At 71.4% G+C, this 19,786-nt stretch carries 20 protein-coding genes and 1 pseudogene; 7 read left to right on the forward strand and 14 right to left on the reverse strand.

Features of this window, described 5'->3' with window-relative positions:
- Positions 1-3 precede the first annotated feature (3 nt).
- The 13 genes from proC to JHE00_RS07745 form a co-directional block, all read right to left on the reverse strand.
- Positions 4-816: a pyrroline-5-carboxylate reductase gene (gene proC, locus JHE00_RS07685; RefSeq protein ID WP_200316304.1), complete on the reverse strand. Its 813-nt coding sequence runs from the start codon at positions 814-816 to the stop codon at positions 4-6.
- 9 nt (positions 817-825) lie between these two features.
- The gene (locus JHE00_RS07690; RefSeq protein WP_200316306.1) at positions 826-1,650 is read right to left on the reverse strand and encodes a thioesterase family protein; all 825 of its coding nucleotides are present in this window, start codon (positions 1,648-1,650) and stop codon (positions 826-828) included.
- Positions 1,647-2,573: a proline dehydrogenase family protein gene (locus JHE00_RS07695; protein WP_200316308.1), complete on the reverse strand. Its 927-nt coding sequence runs from the start codon at positions 2,571-2,573 to the stop codon at positions 1,647-1,649. The genes JHE00_RS07690 and JHE00_RS07695 overlap by 4 nt, the downstream gene beginning before the upstream one ends.
- Positions 2,574-2,638: 65 nt before the next feature.
- Positions 2,639-3,433: a sugar phosphate isomerase/epimerase family protein gene (locus JHE00_RS07700; protein WP_307831851.1), complete on the reverse strand. Its 795-nt coding sequence runs from the start codon at positions 3,431-3,433 to the stop codon at positions 2,639-2,641.
- A gap of 3 nt (positions 3,434-3,436) precedes the next feature.
- Positions 3,437-4,840, reverse strand: coding sequence for an Rv0497 family membrane protein (locus tag JHE00_RS07705; RefSeq protein ID WP_200316309.1), 1,404 nt, complete (start codon positions 4,838-4,840; stop codon positions 3,437-3,439).
- A 52-nt stretch (positions 4,841-4,892) separates the two neighbouring features.
- A complete protein-coding gene (locus tag JHE00_RS07710) occupies positions 4,893-5,864 on the reverse strand; it encodes a Ppx/GppA family phosphatase (RefSeq protein ID WP_200316311.1) in 972 nt (323 codons plus the stop codon).
- A gap of 46 nt (positions 5,865-5,910) precedes the next feature.
- Entirely contained in the window at positions 5,911-6,606 is a 696-nt protein-coding gene (locus JHE00_RS07715; RefSeq protein ID WP_200316313.1) for a response regulator, read from the reverse strand.
- Positions 6,603-7,814, reverse strand: coding sequence for a sensor histidine kinase (locus JHE00_RS07720; RefSeq protein ID WP_200316315.1), 1,212 nt, complete (start codon positions 7,812-7,814; stop codon positions 6,603-6,605). Before JHE00_RS07720 ends, JHE00_RS07715 begins: the two co-directional genes overlap by 4 nt.
- 247 nt (positions 7,815-8,061) lie before the next feature.
- Positions 8,062-8,811: a phosphoglyceromutase gene (locus JHE00_RS07725; RefSeq protein WP_200316317.1), complete on the reverse strand. Its 750-nt coding sequence runs from the start codon at positions 8,809-8,811 to the stop codon at positions 8,062-8,064.
- 755 nt (positions 8,812-9,566) lie between these two features.
- Positions 9,567-10,088: a type III secretion system chaperone family protein gene (locus JHE00_RS07730; protein ID WP_200316319.1), complete on the reverse strand. Its 522-nt coding sequence runs from the start codon at positions 10,086-10,088 to the stop codon at positions 9,567-9,569.
- Positions 10,085-11,380, reverse strand: a complete 1,296-nt coding sequence (mshA, locus tag JHE00_RS07735) for a D-inositol-3-phosphate glycosyltransferase (RefSeq protein ID WP_200316321.1) — start codon at positions 11,378-11,380, stop codon at positions 10,085-10,087. Before mshA ends, JHE00_RS07730 begins: the two co-directional genes overlap by 4 nt.
- Before the next feature lie 4 nt (positions 11,381-11,384).
- The gene (locus tag JHE00_RS07740; RefSeq protein ID WP_200316323.1) at positions 11,385-12,227 is read right to left on the reverse strand and encodes an alpha/beta fold hydrolase; all 843 of its coding nucleotides are present in this window, start codon (positions 12,225-12,227) and stop codon (positions 11,385-11,387) included.
- 24 nt (positions 12,228-12,251) lie between these two features.
- A complete protein-coding gene (locus tag JHE00_RS07745; protein ID WP_200316325.1) occupies positions 12,252-13,409 on the reverse strand; it encodes a L,D-transpeptidase in 1,158 nt (385 codons plus the stop codon).
- A 73-nt stretch (positions 13,410-13,482) separates the two neighbouring features.
- On the opposite strand from JHE00_RS07745, the gene JHE00_RS07750 reads away from it, so the two are divergent.
- On the forward strand, positions 13,483-14,214 hold the full coding sequence (locus JHE00_RS07750) for an SDR family NAD(P)-dependent oxidoreductase (protein WP_200316327.1): 732 nt from the start codon (positions 13,483-13,485) through the stop codon (positions 14,212-14,214).
- A gap of 84 nt (positions 14,215-14,298) precedes the next feature.
- Here JHE00_RS07750 and JHE00_RS07755 read toward each other — a convergent pair whose 3' ends face one another.
- Positions 14,299-15,372 carry a UDP-N-acetylmuramate dehydrogenase gene (locus JHE00_RS07755; RefSeq protein ID WP_200316329.1) on the reverse strand — a complete coding sequence of 358 codons (1,074 nt, stop codon included), beginning with the start codon at positions 15,370-15,372 and terminating at the stop codon, positions 14,299-14,301.
- Between JHE00_RS07755 and JHE00_RS07760 the strand changes: the two genes are divergently transcribed.
- The 6 genes and pseudogenes from JHE00_RS07760 to JHE00_RS07785 form a co-directional block, all read left to right on the forward strand.
- Positions 15,371-15,871 (forward strand): DUF2505 domain-containing protein, encoded by a 501-nt coding sequence (locus JHE00_RS07760; protein ID WP_200316331.1) that lies wholly within the window; start codon positions 15,371-15,373, stop codon positions 15,869-15,871. The genes JHE00_RS07755 and JHE00_RS07760 overlap by 2 nt on opposite strands.
- A complete protein-coding gene (locus JHE00_RS07765; protein ID WP_200316333.1) occupies positions 15,850-16,656 on the forward strand; it encodes a class I SAM-dependent methyltransferase in 807 nt (268 codons plus the stop codon). The genes JHE00_RS07760 and JHE00_RS07765 overlap by 22 nt, the downstream gene beginning before the upstream one ends.
- 212 nt (positions 16,657-16,868) lie before the next feature.
- Complete coding sequence (locus JHE00_RS07770) at positions 16,869-17,600, forward strand: GNAT family N-acetyltransferase (RefSeq protein ID WP_200316335.1); 732 nt, start codon at positions 16,869-16,871, stop codon at positions 17,598-17,600.
- 68 nt (positions 17,601-17,668) lie between these two features.
- The gene (locus JHE00_RS07775) at positions 17,669-18,361 is read left to right on the forward strand and encodes a lysophospholipid acyltransferase family protein (protein WP_200316338.1); all 693 of its coding nucleotides are present in this window, start codon (positions 17,669-17,671) and stop codon (positions 18,359-18,361) included.
- Positions 18,354-19,139 (forward strand): DedA family protein, encoded by a 786-nt coding sequence (locus JHE00_RS07780; protein ID WP_230423160.1) that lies wholly within the window; start codon positions 18,354-18,356, stop codon positions 19,137-19,139. Before JHE00_RS07775 ends, JHE00_RS07780 begins: the two co-directional genes overlap by 8 nt.
- Positions 19,036-19,671: pseudogene (locus tag JHE00_RS07785) on the forward strand (maleylpyruvate isomerase family mycothiol-dependent enzyme); the annotation flags it as partial. The gene JHE00_RS07780 and the pseudogene JHE00_RS07785, both read left to right, overlap by 104 nt.
- Positions 19,672-19,786 lie beyond the last annotated feature (115 nt).

The following is a 19,786-nucleotide window of genomic DNA, read 5'->3' on the forward strand; positions in this document are numbered from 1 at the left end:
GCATCAGCCCTGCTGGTGCGGCCTACCGAGTTCCACCGAACGGTCGCGGGCGGCCTCGATCGCGTCCAACAAAGCGGCGCGAACTCCGTGCTTCTCGAGCTCCCTGATCCCGTTGATGGTCGTTCCCGCGGGCGAGGTGACCGCCTCGCGCAGCAGCACCGGGTGCTCCGCACTCTCGTTGAGCATCTTCGCGGCGCCGACCGCCGACTGGACGATCAGCTGCTCGGCGACCGCACGCGGCAGGCCGAGCAGGATCCCGGCATCGATCATGGCCTCGACGAGGTAGAAGAAGTACGCGGGACCGGAGCCGGACAGCGCCGTGACGGCGTCCTGCTGCGACTCGGGCAGCACCAGCACCTTGCCGACGCTGGAGAGCAGCTCCTCCACCGTGCGGACGTGCTCGGCGGTGGCGTGCCTGCCCGGTGAGATCGCGCTCATCGCCTCGTTCACGAGCATCGGGGTGTTCGGCATGACGCGCACGACCGGAGTGCCCTCGGCCAGCCTGCTCTCGTACAGCGCCGTCGGCAGCCCCGCGCACAGCGACACCACGAGCGAGCCGGGGCCCACGAGCGGAGCGAGCTGGTCCAGCACGGGCTCGATGTCCTGGGGCTTCACGGCGACGACGAGGACGTCGGCGCGCTTGGCGGCCTCGGGGACCTCGGTGCTCGCGATGCCGTAGCGCTCGGTCAGGTCGGCCGCGCGCTCCGGGTGCCGCTCGGTGAACAGCAGTGACTCGGGCGCGCGGCCCGCGTGCAGCAGCCCCGACAGCAGCGCCTCACCGATCTTGCCCGCACCCAGTACAGCGATTGTTGACATGGCCCGACTCTAAGGTGCGGGGGCGAGCGCGAGTTGGCGCGCCTGGCACACCACGCGGCCCTGTGCGTCCACCACGAGCGCGTCGGAGTCGAACCAGCCCTCCTGCACCGACCGGCACTCCACGAGCACGCGCAGCCAGCCTGGGGCGGGCCGCGTGCGCACGAGCGCGGTCAGCTGCGCGGTGGGCGCCCAGCCGAAGCGCCCGAGGTTGAACACCACGGGCGGATTGATGTCGCCCGCGAGCAACGCGAAGTACGGGTCGGGCTCGCCGTCGCGCGGACGGACCCACAGCCGCAGCCGGGGCGGGTCGCCGGTGCGGCCGACGAGGTAGCCCGCGGTGGAGGGGTCGACCCGGACGTCGCAGCCCTTGGCGAGGTTGAACACGCCCTCCGAGGTCTCACCGGAGAGCGTGTGGGCGTTGGCGGGGGGCTCGGCGGGCAACGGCGGCACGTCGCTCCACACGGGCCTGCGCAGCGGCAGTCTGCCCGCTGTCACACGCGCCTCGACGCAGCTGCGCCCGCGCTGTTCGAGACCGACGGCGACCACGGTCGCGCGGCGGCCGATCTTGCGGATGTCGGTGCGCAGCAGCACGGGCCCGACCGCGGGCGGCCGCAGGAACTCCGCGCTGACCACCGTGGGGTCCGTCGGCGGCTCGCCGCGCTCGGCGAGCGCATGGACGGCGGCCTTGGCCAGCAGCGCCACGAGGAAGCCGCCGTGCGGATGGCCGCCGATGGACCACTCGTGCCGCAGGTCCGCTGTGAAGGTCCCGTCGCCGAGCGACCTGGTCGTGCAGGCGGCCCCGAACGACGTGGGGTCGTAGTCGACGCTGCTCACGAACGGCTGACCAGGGCTCGTAGGAAGAACGCGGTGTTCGCGGGCCGTTCGGCCAGCCTCCGCATCAGGTATCCGTACCACTGCTCGCCGAACGGTACGTACACACGCACGGTCTCCCCTTCCGCCGCCAGCCTGACCTGCTCGTCCGGCCGAACCCCGTACAGCATCTGGTACTCGTGGGTGCCGCTCCGGCGCCCGTACCAGCGAGCCCGTTCGCCCAGTACCGCGATCAGCCGGGGGTCGTGCGTGGCGAACATCGGGTAGCCGCCCCCGGCGAGTAATACATTCGCGCAGCGTATGTAACTCAGATCGACTTCGCTCGCCTTCGCGAAAGCAACGTCGGGCGGCGCGGCGTAGGCGCCCTTGCACAACCGCACCCGCGAACCCTCGCCCGCGAGCGCCTCGGCGTCGGCCTCGGTGCGGCGCAGCGCGGACTGGAGCACCGCACCCACCGACGGCCACGTCGCGCGCAGCTCGCGGAGCACGCGCAGAGTGCGGTCGACGGAGTCGTGCTCCTCCATGTCGATGGTCACGGTGGTGCCGCACTCGTGGGCGGCCGCGCAGATGCGGGCGGCGGCATCGAGCGCGAGCGCCTCGTCGGCGCGCGCGCCGAGGGCGGAGAGCTTGATGCTGACCTCCGCGCGTCCCGTGAGGCCCCCGGCCCTCAGCGCGTCGAGCAGCTCCACGTACGCGCGCGTGGCGGCGTCGACGGAGCCGGACTCGCCCGCGTTCTCGCCGAGGTGATCGAGCGTCACGTACCGACCGGTGGCGGCGAGCTCCGAGACGGCGCTGCGCGCGTCCTCCACTCCCTGCCCGGCCACGAACCGGGCGACGACGTTCCTGGCTCCCGGCGTCGTGGACACCAGACGCCGGATCCTCTCGCTGCCCGAGGCAGCGAGAATCAACGATCGCAACGGCTCCACGGTCAGAACCATACGTGCCAGTAGGCGGAAATCGATGTCCGCATGCCCTTGAGTTGATCTTGACTTCAGCCCAGGTGGAGCCGCGCGTACAGCAACGCCTCGCCCAGCTGCTTGGCACGCTGCGCCAGATCGCGAGCACCGCGCGTGTTCACCTCGAGCACGATCTGTCCGGCGAACGACGTCCGCGTGAGCCGTTCCAGCAGCTCAGCACAGGGCTGGGTGCCACGGCCCGGCATCAGGTGCTCGTCCTTCGGGGCGCCGGAACCGTCCGCGAGGTGGACGTGAGCGAGTCCGTCACCCATGCGGTCGGCGAGTGCGAGAGCGTCCATGTCCGCGGCCGCGGTGTGGGACAAATCGAGGGTGTAATGCGCGTAACCCTCGTCCGTCGGATCGATCGAGGGGCGAAACGCGGAGACCCGGCTGGTGCGGCTCCCACCGGGAGGCCGGACCTTGAACATGTTCTCCACGGCGATGTCGACGCCGCTGCTCTGCTCGAGCTCGGCCACCAGATCGGCGAACGCGTCGCCGTAGCGGCGCTGCCAGCGAAACGGAGGATGCACCACGACGGTGCGGGCCTCGAGCTCCATCGCGGCCTCCACCGAACGGCGCAGGCGCACCACGGGATCGGGCGACCACACGCGCTGCGTGATCAGCAGCGACGGCGAGTGCACGGCCAGCACCGGCACCCCGGTCTCCCTGCTGCGCTTGCGCAGTGCGGGCACGCTCTGGCTCTCCGGGTCGGCCCACACCATCACCTCGACCCCGTCGTAGCCGAGTGCGGCGGCGAGCTCGAACCCCGTCCGTGCTCGCAATGGCCACACCGACGCCGTCGACATCCCGACGGGGATCGCTGCGCTCACGCGTTATCTGGAGACGAGCAGCAACGCCGCGGGTGACACGGTGACCACGAGCCCGACCAGCAGTGCCATCACGGTGGTCTGCAGGTCGTCCGCGCGGCGGACCTTACGCACGATCCACACCAGACCGACCGTGACCACGAGCGCGGCGATCAACGCGGCAGCGGGGAGCTGACCCCACAGCCAGTTGAAGCCGAGCCACACGGCGGCGCCGCCGGCGACGCCGAGCGCGAGCTGCCCGGCAAGCACCAGCCACTGCTTGGCAGGCGACGCGGCTTCCTCGTCGTCCTCGTCGAGCTCGTCGGCATCGTCGTCGAGCGCGCGGCGGTCGTCGGCGCCGTCGTCCTCGTCGTCGTAGTTGCCGTCGTAGGTGCTGTCGTAGGCGTAGTCGTCCTCGTAGTCGGAGTCGTACTCCGAGTCGTAGTCGTCGTGAGCAGGCCCGTTCAGCGGGTCGTCCTCGAGCAGGCCGCTGCGGTAGCGGTCGCCGTTCGCGTCGTCCTCGTCGTCGAAGTCCGGCGTGAAGAACCCGGTCTCCGGGCCCGCGTCGGGGTCCTCGTCCTCCTCCACGGGCGGAGCAGGAGGCACGGCGGGCATCACGCCCACCTCGGTGTCCTCGTTCTGCGTGCTCTGCCGCTGGCGACGCCAGTTGGCAAGGCCTGCTGGCGGCTCGTCCGGGAGCGGCGCGTCCTCGACGGACTGGCCTGCCACGGCGGGGAACTGCTCGGTGCTCGGCTCCGGCGGCGGGGGCGGAGCCCCGCGCGGCGGCCTGCGTCTGCGCGGCGGCATCGGGAACCGGCCCGTGCCGGGTCGCGCGGGAGCGGGCGGCTCAGGGCTGGCCGGCGCCTCCGCGGGTGCGCCGTCGAGACCGTCGAGCCGCGCGGCGAGCGTGCCCTCCGACGCGGACTCGGGCGGCGGCACGCGCCTGCCGGGTCCGGGTGGCGGACTCGCGGGCTGCAGGCCGTTGCGGGTCACGCCGTTGACACCGCCCATCGGCGGGCGCTGCGGTGGCTGGGGCGGCCTGCCACCGTCCTCGGGAGCCACGGGAGGGGGCGGGGGCACCGGGTAGCCGCCGGTGCCCTGCGGGGGCGGCGGCACGGCCCTCGGCGGCCTGCCACCCCGCATCGGTGCTGGTGGCGGCGCCTCGTCGGTCTGCTCCGCCGGAGGTGGCGGTGGTGGCGGTGGTGGCGGCACGGCACCGTTCGGCCTGCCCACACCGGGAGGCGGCGGGCCCTCGGCCCGCACTCGCTCGATGATCGCCTGCGGCGCCGTGTCGCTGATGCTCGGCGCGTCGTCTTCGTCGGCAGCGCGACGTCGCCGACGGCGCGATGCGCCACCGACCTGTCCGCCATGCTGGGCGAGCAACTCGGCCACAGTCTTCTGCGGCCGCTCGCCCTCGCTGTCTCGAGTCATCCTTTCCACCGTGCCCGTCGCCTGTTGTCTGCGTCTAGTGTGAACCCGGCCGTCATCCGCGCCGACCCTGGCCGGTCATGAGGCCCATCTGGTCCCCGCCGTTCGAGTGGTCCAACCGTCGCAAGATGACTCCCTCACGCAGTGCCCACGGGCATATTTCCAGGGTTTCCAGTGACAGGGCTCGCATCGTGGCCTGTGCCACGAGGGCACCCGCGACCAGCTGATGTGCCCTGCCCGCGCTCACGCCCTCCAGCTCCGCGAGATCGGAGGAGGACATGCGCGAGACGAACGAGATGAGCTGCCGAAGTGCCGTGTCGGTGAGCACCCGTCGCGCACGCGGACCCGCCGCGGACGGAGCCGCGCCTGTCAACCGGGAGAGTGAACGGAACGTCTTCGACGTCGCCACCACCCGGTCGGGCTCGCCGAGCTTGGCCACGCGCTTCGCGAGGCCGCCGAGCTGGTCCTCCAGCCACGCTGACGTGGCCACCAGCTCCGACCGCGTCGGCGGGTCCTTGCTAAACCGGGTCCTGGTGAGGCGGCCGGCACCCAGCGGCAGCGACTCGGCCAGCTCGGGCTCCTCGTCGATACCCATCGCGACCTCGAGCGAGCCACCGCCGATGTCGAGCACCAGCAGCTTGCCGGCCGACCAGCCGAACCAGCGGCGGACTGCGAGGAACGTCAGCCGCGCCTCCTGCTCGCCGGTGAGCACACGCAGCTCCACGCCGGTCTCGTCGGCGACCTTGCTCAGGACCTTGCTCGCGTTGCTCGCCTCCCGCACGGCCGAGGTGACGAAGGCCATGACCTCCTCGCAGCCCAGCCGCCCGGCGGCGTCCTTCGCGGACTGCACGGCGCGGACGAGGTCGTCGATGCCCTGCCTGCTCAGCTCACCGCTCTTGTTGAGCTGCTCGGCGAGCCGCAGCACCGTCTTCTCGGAATGCATCGGCGTGGGGTGGGCACCACGATGGGCGTCCACCACGAGCAGGTGGACGGTGTTCGACCCGACATCGAGTACCCCTAGGCGCACGGGGTTTAACGGTACCCGGCTTCCTGGAACTCTTGTGCCGCGCTCGTCACGTCTCGAACTTGTAGCCCAGTCCACGCACCGTGACCAGGTGCCGAGGCGAGCCAGGATCCGGTTCGATCTTGGACCGCAAACGCTTGACGTGGACGTCGAGCGTCTTGGTGTCACCCACGTAGTCGGCACCCCACACGCGGTCGATGAGCTGGCCGCGGGTGAGCACGCGACCCACGTTGCGCAGCAGGTACTCGAGCAGGTCGAACTCCTTGAGCGGCAGCGACACCTCGTCGCCGTCGACGGTCACGACGTGCCGCTCGACGTCCATGCGCACCGGGCCCGCCGCCAGCACCAGCGGCGCCAGCTCGCCCTCGCCGCCGCCACCGGGCTCGCCGCCCCGCCGCAGCACCGCGCGCACCCTGGCGATCAGCTCACGCGCCGAGTACGGCTTGGTGACGTAGTCGTCGGCGCCCAGCTCGAGGCCGACCACCTTGTCGATCTCGCTGTCCCGTGCGGTCACCATGATCACCGGCACGGCCGAGCGCTGCCTCAGCTGCTTGCACACGTCGGTGCCGCTCATGCCGGGCAGCATCAGGTCCAGCAACACGATGTCCGCGCCGTTGCGGTCGAACTCGTCGAGCGCCTGCTGGCCAGTGGTGGCCACAGCGGCGGTGAAACCCTCCTTGCGCAGCAAGAAGGCGAGCGGGTCGGCGAACGACTCCTCGTCCTCGACGATCAGCACCCTCGTCACGGCGTGGTTCCTCCCTGTTCGGTGCTTTCCGGTCCGGTCGCCACGAGTTCCCCGGCGTCCTGCTCCTGCCTCGGAGCGGGAGCCGACCCGTTCTCGGAGCCGGCGTGCGCGGGAATGCGCAGCGTGAACGTGGAGCCGACACCCTGACTGCTCCACAAACTCACGTCGCCGCCGTGGTTGGCGGCGACGTGCTTGACGATCGCGAGGCCCAGCCCGGTGCCTCCGGTGGCTCGCGAACGGGCCTTGTCGGCGCGGTAGAAGCGCTCGAAGACCCGCTGCTGTTCCTCCTCGGCGATCCCGATGCCCCGGTCGGTCACCGCGATCTCGATGAACGAGTCGACGAGGCGCCTGCTGATCGAGACCGGGCTGCCGGTCGGCGAGTACGCGACGGCGTTCTCCAGCAGGTTGGACAGCGCGGTGACCAGCAGCGTCCGGTCGCCCTCGACCAGCAGCCCGCTCGGGCCGTCGGTGGTCACGGTGATCTCGGCCGACTCCGCGGCGAGGCGCGTGCGGCCGAGCGCCTCGCGCACCACGGCGTCCACCTCGACGACGTTGAGCTCGGGCAGCCGCTCGGCGCCCTGGAGCCGCGAGAGCGCGATCAGCTCGGTGACGAGCTTGCCGAGCCGGGTGGACTCGCGCAGGATCTTCTCCCCGAACCGGCGCACCTCGTCGGTGTCGTCCACCGCGTCGAGCACGGCCTCCGACAGCAGCGCGATGGCCCCGACCGGGGTCTTGAGCTCGTGGCTGACGTTGGCGACGAAGTCCCGCCTCGTGGCCTCCAGCCGCACGGCCTCGGAGTGATCCACGGCCTCGACCACGGTGAACCCGTCGTCGAGCGGCCGGACCTCGGCGAGCACGGCCTCGGGCTGACGCCCGCGCACCTCGAGCGGCGAGATGTCGATCTCCAGCGGGTCGCCGGTCTGGATCACGAACTCGGCCGCCTTGCGGGCGCGCACGTCGGCCTGGTTCAGCCGGATCAGCCCCAGCGTCTCGGCGCGCTTGTTGTGCAGCACGAGGTCGCCGAAGCGGTTGAGGATGAGCACGCCGTTGTTCGACGACCGCACGAATCGTTCGAGCAAATCAGCGGCGGTAGGACCGACCGGTCTGCGCTCCAGACCCCCCGAACGGGTCCGGCCGAGCAGATAACCGGCGGCAAGGCCGACCACCAGTGCGGCGGTGGCCAGCGCAAACCAAGCAGGCGCCGTCACGGGGGCATCGTAAGCACCCGAGTGGGTCTACGGCCTAGTGTTGGCAGCCTTCTCGTGACGGCCGTGACACCTCTGGGGCACTTGTTTTCCAGCAGGTCGGCGCTGGTTCACCTGTTCGTCGCAATCCGTCGATCTTGGCGCAAGATCGGCTCATTCGATCGAGTCGACCTCGCCTGGTTCGTGTTCGGAGAGTCGTAACCTTCGCGGCGCGCGCCCCACGCCGGGACGCGGGGCGCGCGACGAGGGGTCAGCGGCCCTGGTTGGCGACCGCCGCGGCGGCCTCCTTGGCGGCCTCGGGGTCGAGGTAGGTGCCGCCGGGGTTGCGCGGCTTCAGCTCGGCGTCGAGGTCGTAGCGCAGCGGGATGCCGGTGGGGATGTTGAGGCCCGCGATGTCGGCGTCGGAGATGCCGTCGAGGTGCTTCACCAGCGCGCGCAGCGAGTTGCCGTGGGCCGCGACCAGCACGTTCTTGCCTGCCCGCAGGTCCGGCACGATCGCCGACTCCCAGTACGGCAGCATGCGCGCCACCACGTCCTTGAGACACTCGGTCAGCGGCATCGCCGCGCCGAGGTCCGCGTACCGGGCGTCGGCGTCCTGGCTGAACTCGCTGCCGGTCTCGATGGGCGGCGGCGGGGTGTCGTAGGAGCGGCGCCAGAGCATGAACTGCTCCTCGCCGAACTCCGCGAGCGTCTGCTTCTTGTCCTTGCCCTGCAGCGCGCCGTAGTGGCGCTCGTTGAGCCGCCAGTCGCGCTTCACGTCGATCCAGTGCCGGTCGGCGACGTCGAGCGCGATGTTCGCGGTGGAGATGGCCCGCCTCAGCAGCGAGGTGTGGACGACGTCAGGCAGCAGCCCGGTCTCCGCGAGCAGCTCGCCGCCGCGGCGCGCCTCGCCCTCACCCTGCTCGGAAAGCGGCACGTCGACCCAGCCAGTGAACAGATTTTCCGCGTTCCACGTGCTCTGCCCGTGTCGGAGCAACACCAAAGTCCCAAGTTCGGCCATGCTGCCAAGCCTGCCAGAGCACGGTGCGAACAAGCCTGCCCGGCCAGTGCTCTACCGAGAGTGGTAATCGGCCGGTCGCGCCATTCACTCGTTCGCTAGGCACTTCGCCAACAAGATTTCAGCGGGGTTAACGAGGTCGCGGTGCGTTAACGATGTACCTAAAATTCACCCAATCGGGGTAGTGAGTAGTCTTGTGATTACAGACCCGAGTCTGACAAGTTGACTATCAACCCGCGGGGCCGGAATCCACGCACTCCCCGGCTTCCCGCGGGCGTAGACGCAGCTCGTCTCCCCCCTGCCGAGCTGCGCCCGCCGGCCCCGTTGGCATCCCCCTCGCCACCGGGTCCACGCGGCGGGAACGTCAGCGGGGCGGCTCGAGTTCGCGACTCCCCCCTCCCTCGAGCCGCTCCGCTCCCCGCCTCCTGTTCGCCGCTTCGCGGCTTCCCCCCATCGCTCCGCCCTTGCCCCGGGGGCCGAGCCCCCGGAGCCCCCACGTCGCTTGCTCCTCGCCTTGGCGGGCGTCGGGCTCGATTCGTCTGGACCAGCTGAGGCTTGTTGCTCCCACTGCTCTCGGCTGCTCAGGTACTCCCCACCTCCTGATCGCCGCATTCGCGGCTTCCCTCCATCGCTCCGCCCTTGCCCCGGGGGCCGAACCCCCGGAGCCCCCACGTCGCTTGCTCCTCGCCTTTGGTGGGGCGCTGGGCTCGATTCGTCTGGACCAGCAGGGACCTGGCGATCCCGCTGCTCTCGGTTGCTCAGTTGGTCAGGGAGCCTGGTTCGTGGGTGGTTTCCGGTTCGATCAGGTGTTTGAAGGCGCTCAGGTTCGCCAGTGACTCGCCCCGGGAGACCCGCCAGTCCCATTCGCGGCGGATCGATTCGGCGAAGCCCAGCTCCAGCAGAGTGTTGAAGTCGCCGTCCGCAGCTTCGAGGACCTGGCCGAGCAGCTTGTCCAGCTCCGGTTCCGTCACCGAGTCAAGGCCGATCCTGCCCACCAGGTAGATGTCGCCCACGCTGTCGATCGTGTAGTGGACGCCGTAGAGCTTGGCGTTGCGGCGCAACAGGAAGCGGTAGACGTCCTCGTGGGCCTCGTCGGGCCGCCTGCACACGAACGCCTCGATCGCGAACGAGTGCTCCCGCGCCACCAGCCAGCAGTTGGTCTGCAGTTTTTTCGTGCCGGGCAGGGTCACGAAGTAGACGCCCTCGCCCCTGCGCTCGTAGGTGAGCTCCGCCTGCTCCAGCGCCGCACGCACGATGCCGTCCACGAGCTCCGCGCTCATACCGCCACCTCGAGAGCGGCCTGCTGGAAAGCACTCGTGGCCTCGGAGTAGGCGCCGAGCAGCGCATCCGTGGAGCGCTGCCAGGCGAAGTCGCCCGCGTGCCGCAGCGCGCCCTCCGACAGCTGGGAGTGCCTGCGCGGGTTCAACGCCACCTCCCGCAGCGCCGAGGCCCAGTCCCGGGGCCGGTGCGTGGGCACCAGCAGTCCGGAAGCACCGTGGTTCACGGCCACCGGCAGCCCGCCGACCTGGGCGGCCACCACCGGCGTGCCGCAGGCCTGCGCCTCCAGCGCCACCAGGCCGAACGACTCGTTGTAGCTGGGCACGGCCACCACGTCGGCGGCGCGGTAGACGTTCACGAGCTCGGCGCCGCCCTGGGGCGGCAGGAAGCGGGTGCACTCGGAGATCCCGAGCGAGCGCGCCAGCTCGATCAGCGCCTGTGGCTGTTCGAGGCCCGTGCCCGAGGGCCCGCCCGCGACCAGCACCACGAGCCTGCTGCGCAGCGACGGGTCGCGCTCCAGCAGCTCGGCCGCCGCACGCAGCAGCACGTCAGGGGCCTTCAGCGGCTGGATGCGGCCCGCGAACGCGAGCACCACCGCGTCCTGCGCGAGCCTGAGCGCGTCGCGAGCCCGCTCGCGCGAGCCGGGCTGGAAGCGCTCCAGGTCGACGCCCGGCGACACCGTGCTCACCGCCTCGGGATCGGCGTCGTAGAGGTCGATGAGCTGGCTGGCCTCGACGTCGGTGTTCACCACCAGGCGGTCGGCCTCGGCCACCACCTGCTCCTCCCCGATCACGCGCGTGCGCGGCTCCGGCGAGTCGCCGTCGGCGAGCGCGGCGTTCTTGACCTTGGCCCAGGTGTGCGCGGTGTGCACCAGCGGCACGCCCCAGCGGTCGCGCGCGAGCCAGCCGACCTGGCCAGAGAGCCAGTAGTGCGAGTGGATGAGGTCGTAGTAGCCGGGTTCGTGGAAGGCCTCGGTGCGCAGCACCCCGGAGGTGAACGCGCACAGCTGCGCGGGTAGTTCGGTGCGGCTCAGCGGTTCGAACGGGCCCGCCGGGATGTGGCGCACGAGCACGCCCGGCGCGAGCTCCGCCACCGGCGGCTGGTCCGACGACGTGGCACGGGTGAAGACCTCGACCTGCACGCCGCGCCTGGCCATCTCCACGGCGGTCTGCGTGATGTAGACGTTCATCCCGCCCGCGTCGCCGGTGCCTGGCTGCTCCAGCGGGGAGGTGTGCACGGACAGCACCGCCACCCGGCGCGGCAGCGATGCCGTCCGGTACCAGGAGATCGTCACCGAATCACCTTTCTGTCCGGGCGCCGGCCGACGCCCGCTGCTCGGCGAAGGCGAGCAGCGTGGCGTTGAACTCCGCTGCGGCCTCGACGAACGGTAAATGGCCTACATCTTCGAACCAACGCGAATCAGCCCCCGGAATCTTCCCCGCCGCGTACTCGCCCGCGCGCACGTCGACGACCTCGTCGGCGGTGCCGTGCACGACCAGGGCGGGGACGTCGAGGTCGGCCAGCACGTCGGCACTGTCGACGTCGCGGCGGAATAGCGCGCTCCGCACGGCGGGCGGCACGGTGAGGCTGGTGCCGAGCATCGACTGGACCAGCGGGCCTGGGACCTCGCGTACGCTCATGCCCTCGCAGAACGCCCTCAGCGCGGGCAGCGCCTCGGTGACGTCGGCGGAGAGCGCCGCGGGCAGTGCCGCGCGCATCGCGGGCCCGACGCGGCCCCCGGGGTGACCCTTGCCGATCTCGGTGATGGCGCCGACCAGCACGATGCCCGCCAGGCCTGCCGTACCGCGAACGCGCAGGTAGTCGGCGAGCACGAGGCCGCCGTAGGACCAGCCGACCACCACGGCGGGCTCGCCGGCGAGACCGAGCACCGACGCCAGGTCGCCCGCCCACGCGGCCGGGTCGTCGTAGCCGCCGGAGGGCACGTCCGAGGTGCCGTGCCCGCGCAGGTCCATAGCGACGAGCCGGAAGCGTCTGCGCAGCTCGGCGTCGGCGAACTGGGTGTCCCATGCCCGCGCCGACTGCGCCCAGCCGTGCACGAACACGATGGCGGGCGCGCTCTCGTTGCCTTCGACGCGCACCCCGATGCGGACGCCACCGGCGCCGACGACCTCGGTCCTCATGCCTACTTGTCTACCCGGCGCGCCCTACAGGGCCGACATGGACTTCCAGGTGTCCCAGTCGAGCAGCCAGTCCATCACGTCGGACGAGGTCGGGAAGTCCGCCTTCGAGCCGGTGACCTCCACCGGGTCGCCGATCAACGCCGAGTCGAAGTACGCCTTGGCGTCGGCCTCGAGCAGGTTCACGCAGCCGTGCGAGGTGTTGGCCTTGCCGATGTTAGAGCGGTTCTCCTCGTTCTCGTGGATGTACTCGCCGTGGTTGGAGATCCGGCAGCACCACTTCTTCTCGAGGTCGGTGTAGCCGTAGCGCTCGTTGTCGAAGATCGAGGTCGGCTCCCTGGTCATCACGATCACGGTGCCGTTGGGGGTGTTGAGCTCGGGATCGTTGTCCCTGCCGTTGCTGCACGGGTAGTTGGCGGTCTCCTTGCCGTCGCGGAAGACGCGCATGCGGTGCTCCGGCGTGTGCACCTTGACCACCTGGTTGCGGCCGACGGTGAACGTCGTGGTGACGTCGGCGCGGCCGTACGCGCCGTTGCCGTAGTGCACGCCGTACAGCTTCGCGACGACGTTGACCTCGGTGTTCGCTGGCCAGTACTCCTTGGGGCGCCAGTCGACCTGGCGATCGGACAGCCAGGCCCACGCGCCCTCGACCTCGGTGGACGTCTCCACCTTCAGTGCCCGCTCGGCGGCGGCGCGGTCGGTGATCGCCTCGGCGAACTTGACGCTGATGGGCATCGCGACGCCGACCTCGGCGTGGTCGACCGGGTTGAGCGTGGCCCGCACCTCGCTGGCCGGGGTGAGCGTGGCGAACGTGCCGGTCAGCTCGGCGGTCTTGTCGTCGCCGCCCGTGGCCTTGGCCGCGTAGGTGTAGGTCCTGCCGAAGCCGAGCGGCTCCGAGCTCGTCCACGTGGTCTTCTCCGGGTTCAGCTCACCCTTGACCTCGCCGCCCTCGGCGTTGGTGAGCGTCACCTCCGTGAGGGTGCCGTCCTTCACGGTGACGGTGACGGGTTGGGCCACCGGGACGTCCTTGGCGTCGGCGGCTGGCTCAGCGGAGAGCTGCGCCTGCGGCGGCACGTTCGCCTGGTCGACCTCGGCGGTTCCGCCGGTCTGGCCCGAGCAGGCCGCGAGCAGCCCCGCGGAACCCGCCGCCATCGCTGCTCTGAAGACCGTGCGCCGTTCGATCACTCGTCATCCTCCCCATCACTACGCGTGAGAATTCGCACGCGAGCTGTCCCACGTTACCTGGCAACATGCAGCCATGAGCACGCGAACCGCTGTCATCACCGGAGCGAGCGCCGGCATCGGCGCGGCCACGGCCAGGGCTCTGGCCAAGGCGGGCTTCCACGTCGTACTCGGTGCCAGGCGGCTCGACCGGCTGGAGTCATTGGCCCGGGAACTGTCCGGGACCGCACACCAACTGGACGTCACAGATGCCGAGTCCGTTGCTTCGTTCGCCGAGCGGATCCCGGAGTGCCACGTACTCGTGAACAACGCCGGGGGCGCCCGCGGCCTCGAACGCATCGACGCCGCCGACGAGGAGCACTGGCGCTGGATGTGGGAGACCAACGTCCTCGGCACCCTCCGGGTAACCAAGGCGCTGCTGCCGAAACTGGTCGCCTCGGGCGACGGGCACGTCCTCACGGTCACGTCGGTGGCGGGGCACGAGGTCTACGACGGCGGCGCGGGCTACACCTCGGCCAAGCACGCGCAGTCGGCGCTGCACCGCACGCTGCGCTCCGAGCACCTCGGGCAGCCGGTGCGGCTCACCGAGATCGTGCCGGGCATGGTCGAGACGGACTTCTCGCTCAACCGCTTCGACGGCGACAGCGAGCGCGCGGCCAAGGTCTACCGGGGCGTGGACGCGCTCACGGCGGAGGACGTGGCCGAGGTGATCTCGTTCGCCGCGACGCGGCCCCCGCACGTCAACCTCGACCAGATCGTCATCAAGCCGAGGGCCCAGCTCAACGGCACCCGCTTCCACCGCGACTGACCCTCTCCTGCCACCTGCGGTGAAGGGCACCTTTACTGCGTTCAATGCAGTAAAGGTGCCCTTCACCGCATTCCAGGGTCGGCGCTAGAGGGTGCAGTTGATCAGTAGGGGTTCTGGGGCGAGGGTGACCCCGAAGCGGGCTCGGACTCCGTCTCGGACCTCGCGGGCCAGCGTGAGGAGGTCTTGCGTGCTCGCCGCTCCGCGGTTGGTGAGCGCCAGCGTGTGCTTCGTCGACAGCGACACCCGGCCGCCGGGGCCCTCGTGGCCCTTGGCGAAGCCCGCGCGCTCGATCAGCCACGCGGCGGAGAGCTTCACCCCGCCCTGCCCCGGGTACCGCGGCACGGTGACGTCGTCGCCGACGACCTCGGCGATGCGCGCCAGCACCCCGCTCACGTCGGAATCGGCGACGATCGGGTTGGTGAAGAACGAGCCCGCGCTCCACGTGTCGTGGTCGGTGGCGTCGAGCACCATGCCCTTGCCACGGCGCAGGCCGAGCACGGCGGCGCGGGCGTCGGCGACGGGCACGCGGGCGCCGACGTCGACGCCGAGGGTGCGGGCGAGTTCGGCGTAGCGGATGGGTGCCGAGAGCCCGTCGTGGCGGAGCGAGAACCGGACGGTGAGGACGATCCCGGCGTCGGTGCCCTTCAGCACACTGGTCCGGTACGCGAAGCCCAGCTCGGAGGCCGGAATGGTGCGGATCTCGCCACTGGCGCGGTCGTAGAGGTCGATGGAGTGCAGCACCTCGCTGATCTCGCAGCCGTAGGCGCCCACGTTCTGGATCGGCGTGGCGCCCGCCGAGCCGGGGATGCCGGAGAGGCATTCGAGCCCGCCCGCTCCGTCGGCGACGGTCGCGGCCACGTAGTCGTCCCAGTTCTGCCCGGCGGCCACGGTCTCGCCGTCGTGGCCGGTGGTGCCGATGCGCACGACGGTGCCCTCGAAGCCCTCGTCGGCGACCACCAGGTTCGAGCCGCCGCCCAGCAGGAGCAGCGGCTCGCCGTCGGCGTCGAGCCTGCGAACGGTCTCCACGAGCTCGTCGGTGGTGGAGACCACGACGAACCGCCGGGCCGCACCGCCGAGGCGCAGCGTCGTGTACCCGCGCAGGGCCTGCTCCGTCACCGTTTCAGCACTCACAAGCCGCAACGGTACTGTCCTGTGCATGCCATCCCGTATCGAGCACCGGGCGACGTTCCCGCATTCCGTCGCCGACGTGTTCGCCGCACAGTCCGGTGAGGACGCGCTGCGCGCGCGGCTCGCCGAGATCGGCGGTACGAACGCGACGCTGGAGGACCACACCGTCACCGCCGACGGTGTTCGGTACACGCTGTTGCAGGGCGTTCCCGCCGACAAGCTGCCGCAGGCGGTTCGCAAGATCCACAAGGGCGACCTCGTGGTGCGCCGCGAGCACACGTGGTCCGGCTCGGGCGAGCGCTACACCGGAACCATCAAGGCCCAGGTCAGCGGTGTTCCCGGCGACATCACGGCCCGCGTCGAGCTCACCGGCGACGCCGAGCACAGCTCGCAGGTCACGCGCGGCGAGGCCACCGTCCGCATCCCGCTGATCGGCGGCAGGATCGAGGGGCTCATCGCCGAGCAGGTCACCGGCCTGCTCGACAGCGAGGCCAAGTTCACGGCGAAGTGGCTCGCGCGCGAGCACTGATCGGCGCACCAACGCGCGGCACGACCAACCCCAACCGGCTCCGCAGGATCGACCGCTGGCTCACCGCTGACGCGGGAGTCGCGCGAGCCCTGCGCTCCGCTGCCGCGCCGCTGGTCGTCGATCTCGGTTACGGGGCGTCCCCGGTCACCACGGTGGAGCTCGCCAGGCGCCTCGGCGCCGCCCATCCCGGCGTGCGGGTGCTGGGACTCGAGCTGGATCCCGAGCGGGTCACCACCGCCGCGGCCGCCGCCGACCCGCCCCGGCTGGACTTCCGCAGGGGCGGTTTCGAGCTGGCGGGCACTCGTCCGGTACTGGTGCGCGCGTTCAACGTGCTGCGCCAGTACGCCGAACGCGACGTGGTTCCCTCGTGGGAGGCGATGCTCACCGGCATCGCGCCGGGCGGGCTGCTCGTGGAGGGCACGTGCGACGAGGTGGGCAGGCTGTGCTCGTGGGTCACCGTCTCGCACGACGGCCCTCGCACGCTGACCCTGTCGTGCAAGGTCGACACCCTGGATCGTCCGTCCACAGTGGCCGAGCGGCTACCGAAGGCGCTGATCCACCGCAACGTGCCCGGTGAGCCCGTACACCGATTCCTATCCACACTGGACAGCTGCTGGGACGCGGCGGCGCCGTTCGCGGCGTTCGGGCCGAGGGCCCGCTGGACCGAGGCGGTCCGCCTGCTCGGCGAGCGCGGCTGGCCTGTGCTCGGCCGCAGGGACAGGTGGCGCCTCGGCGAGCTGAGCGTGCCCTGGACGTCCGTCAGTCCCGCGACGACACCAACGTAGGTAGGGCCAGCCGGTACGGGGCTGCCCTGAGTTGTCCCTGATATTGCTCTCCGGCTCTGTTCGCGCACGCGGCGCGAGTGCCAGTCTCGAGCTGTCCGGTGGGGGTCGCCGAGCGGCCACTCGACGACCCCCGAAGACATGAGCGCCCCGCACGGCAAGAATGCGCTGTCCACGCGCCGTGCGGGGTCCCTTCGCGACGAACGGAGAGACCCATGTCCTCGCTGTCCACGGTACAGAGAAGTGCCTACGGAGCCTCGATAGCGCACACGCCGGAGCAGGTCCGCGCGGCCCAGCGACTGCGCACGGCGGTGTTCGGCGGCGAACTCGGCGCCACGCTTCCCGGTGAGCTCGACGTCGACGAGTTCGACGACGTGTGCGACCACCTGGTCGTCGAGCACGAGCCCACCGGCGAGGTGGTGGGGACCTACCGGCTGCTGCCGCCAGGCCGCTCGCGCGAGCTGTACTCCTCGGGCGAGTTCGACGTCGAGAACCTCGACCCGCTGCGCGAGTCGCTCGTCGAGGCGGGCCGTTCGTGCGTGCACCCGGACCACCGGGGCGGTGCGGTGATCAACCTGATGTGGTCGGCGCTCGCGCGCTACACGCTGCTCTCCGGCAACCGGTTCCTCGCGGGTTGCGCGTCGGTGCCGCTGGCCGACGGGGGACGTGCCGCGGCAGCAACCCGGCAGCTCGCCGAGTCCAGGCACGCCGCGCCCGGCGAGTTCCGCGTGCAGCCGCACCGGCCGTGGGCGCCGACCCCGAGCGTCGAGAAGCCCACCTACGCCGACGTTCCCCCGCTGCTGCGCGGCTACCTGCGGCTCGGGGCCTGGGTGTGCGGACCCCCCGCGCACGATCCCGAGTTCGGCGTCGCCGACTTCTTCGTGCTGCTGCCGCTGGACCGGGTGGACGAGCGCTACCTGCGTTACTTCCTGGGAGACGGCCGGTGAACCCGTGGCGCGCGAATTCACCATGTTCTCCACAGTGCGTCACCCACGCACAACCGCCGGTGACAACGATGGAGGCTGTGAGCAGAGGCGTGGCGCTGGCGGGTTCGCTGACGCGCGCGACGCGCTCCGGCGACACCGCGCAGCGCGCGGCCGGGGCGCTGCGCGCGCTCGGCGTGCGCCTGGACGCCGACGAGGGGCCGCTGAGCGTGCCCGGCCCGGTGGGCACGCTGATCGTCGCCAACCACGTGTCCTGGCTGGACATCGTGGGTCTGCTGGCCCTCGAGCCCGCCGCGTTCCTCGCCAAGCGCGAGGTGGCGAACTGGCCGCTCGTCGGCGAGCAGGCACGACGACTCGACACCCTGTTCGTGGACCGCTGGGCGTTGCGCAGCCTGCCCGAGACCGTCGCCGCCGTGGCCGCTCGCCTGCGCGAGGGCCGCTCGGTGGCGGTGTTTCCCGAGGCCACCACGTACTGCTCCGGTGAGGGCGGACCGTTCCGGCGCGCGGTGTTCCAGGCCGCGCTCGACGCGGGCGCGCCCGTGCGGCCGGTGACCCTGTCCTACCTCCAGGGCGGGCTGCCCAGCACCGTCGCCGCGTTCGTCGGCGACGACACGCTTGCCCGTTCGCTGGGCAGGGTCACCAGGGCCTCCGGACTGACGTTGCGGGTGCGCGCGCACACCGCGCTGGCTCCCGAGGGTGACCGGAAGGAGCTCGCAGCGCGGGCGCGGCGAGCGGTGCTCGCGGCGGAACCGGCTCATGTTTGAGCTGCTCGAGCAGCTCACGTCGATGCTGGAGAGCCAGCTGCACTCGCCCTGGCTGTGGGTGATCGTGTTCCTCGTCTCCGGGTTGGACGCGCTGCTGCCGTTCATGCCCAGCGAGACCACGGTGATGACGGTGGCGGTTCTGCTGGGCTCCGACCTGGTGGGCCTCGCCGTCCTCGCCGTGGTGGCCGCGGTCGGGGCGTGGGCAGGTGATCTCCTCGGCTACGGCATCGCCAGGCGGGCCGGCCCGCGAACGCTGGAACGGCTGCAGCGGGGCGAGAAAGGCAGGCAGCGCTACGAGTGGGCGCGGGAGAAGGTGCACCGCCACGGCACGGTGCTGATCGTGGCGGGGCGCTACCTCCCGGGAGGCCGCGTCGCGTCGGCGCTGGCCACGGGCAGCCTGCGCTACCCACTGGACCGCTTCGCCGCGCTCGACATCGTCGGCACCACGATCTGGGCCACCTACAGCGTCCTCGTCGGCTACCTGGGGGCCGCGCAGTTCGCCGGGGAACCGTCGAAGGGCCTGCTGCTGGCGTTCGCGATCGGGCTGCTCGCGGTCGGGTGCGCGGAAATCGCACGAAGGCTAGTCTCTCGCCGTGGAGTACGCGCAGTACCTCGCGGCGATCGAGACCCACAGCGACGGCCTGCGGACGGCGGCGGTCGCGGCGGGCCCGGACGCACCGGTGCCGACGTGTCCGAAGTGGACGACGAAGCGGCTGGTGCGGCACATCGCCAGAGTGCATTCCTGGGTGGCGGCGGCACTGACGGACCCGAGCGGTGAGCACGTCCGCGCCGGCACGCCGCCCGAGGACTGGGCCGCGCTGCTGACGTGGTGGGACGAGCGGCGCGACGACCTGCGCGCCGCGTTCGACGTGGCGCCGGACTCCCCCGCGTGGCAGGCGTTCCCGGTCTTGGAGCCGGTGGCGGCGTCGTGGGCGCGGCGGCAGGCGCACGAGGCCGCCATCCATCGCGTCGACGCGGAGCTGGCCGCGGGCGCCGACACCGTGGCGTTCGCAGCGGACTTCGCCGCCGACGGCATCGACGAGCTGCTCACCATGCTCGTGCTGCGGCGCGGCGACTGGAGCGGGTTCACGGCGCGGGGCTGCGTGCAGGTGCACGCCGAGGACGCGGGCAGGCTCTGGTCGGTGTGGCTCGTGCCCGGTGAGGCGCCGCAGCTCGGCGAGGAGCCGGTCGAACCCGCGCTGACCGTCGAGGGCACCGCTGACGCGGTGTATCGGACGCTGTGGCGCAGGCCGGGCGCCGCGCGGGTCACCGGCGACGTCGCGTTGTTGGAGCCGCTCACTCCCCCGTGAGGCCACCACGGACAGGGCCACTTCGCGCCGGTCGAGCGCCCGGAGACCTACGCCGGCGCGGTGCGGTCGCTGCTCAGGCCCGAGCCGCCCAAGCAGGCGTGAGGGCGAGCGACGA

Origin of the sequence: Prauserella cavernicola, assembly GCF_016595675.1 — a bacterium.
Taxonomy (GTDB): Bacteria; Actinomycetota; Actinomycetes; order Mycobacteriales; family Pseudonocardiaceae; genus Prauserella_A; species Prauserella_A cavernicola.

Coding starts and splice junctions, on each gene's coding strand:
- proC (WP_200316304.1), bottom strand. CDS start 816: ATGTCAACAATCGCTGTACTGGGTGCGGGCAAGATCGGTGAGGCGCTG.
- JHE00_RS07770 (WP_200316335.1), top strand. CDS start 16,869: ATGTCCTCGCTGTCCACGGTACAGAGAAGTGCCTACGGAGCCTCGATA.
- JHE00_RS07725 (WP_200316317.1), bottom strand. CDS start 8,811: ATGGCCGAACTTGGGACTTTGGTGTTGCTCCGACACGGGCAGAGCACG.
- JHE00_RS07740 (WP_200316323.1), bottom strand. CDS start 12,227: ATGAGGACCGAGGTCGTCGGCGCCGGTGGCGTCCGCATCGGGGTGCGC.
- JHE00_RS07705 (WP_200316309.1), bottom strand. CDS start 4,840: ATGACTCGAGACAGCGAGGGCGAGCGGCCGCAGAAGACTGTGGCCGAG.
- JHE00_RS07755 (WP_200316329.1), bottom strand. CDS start 15,372: ATGCACAGGACAGTACCGTTGCGGCTTGTGAGTGCTGAAACGGTGACG.
- JHE00_RS07760 (WP_200316331.1), top strand. CDS start 15,371: ATGCCATCCCGTATCGAGCACCGGGCGACGTTCCCGCATTCCGTCGCC.
- JHE00_RS07775 (WP_200316338.1), top strand. CDS start 17,669: ATGGAGGCTGTGAGCAGAGGCGTGGCGCTGGCGGGTTCGCTGACGCGC.
- JHE00_RS07750 (WP_200316327.1), top strand. CDS start 13,483: ATGAGCACGCGAACCGCTGTCATCACCGGAGCGAGCGCCGGCATCGGC.
- JHE00_RS07780 (WP_230423160.1), top strand. CDS start 18,354: ATGTTTGAGCTGCTCGAGCAGCTCACGTCGATGCTGGAGAGCCAGCTG.
- JHE00_RS07730 (WP_200316319.1), bottom strand. CDS start 10,088: ATGAGCGCGGAGCTCGTGGACGGCATCGTGCGTGCGGCGCTGGAGCAG.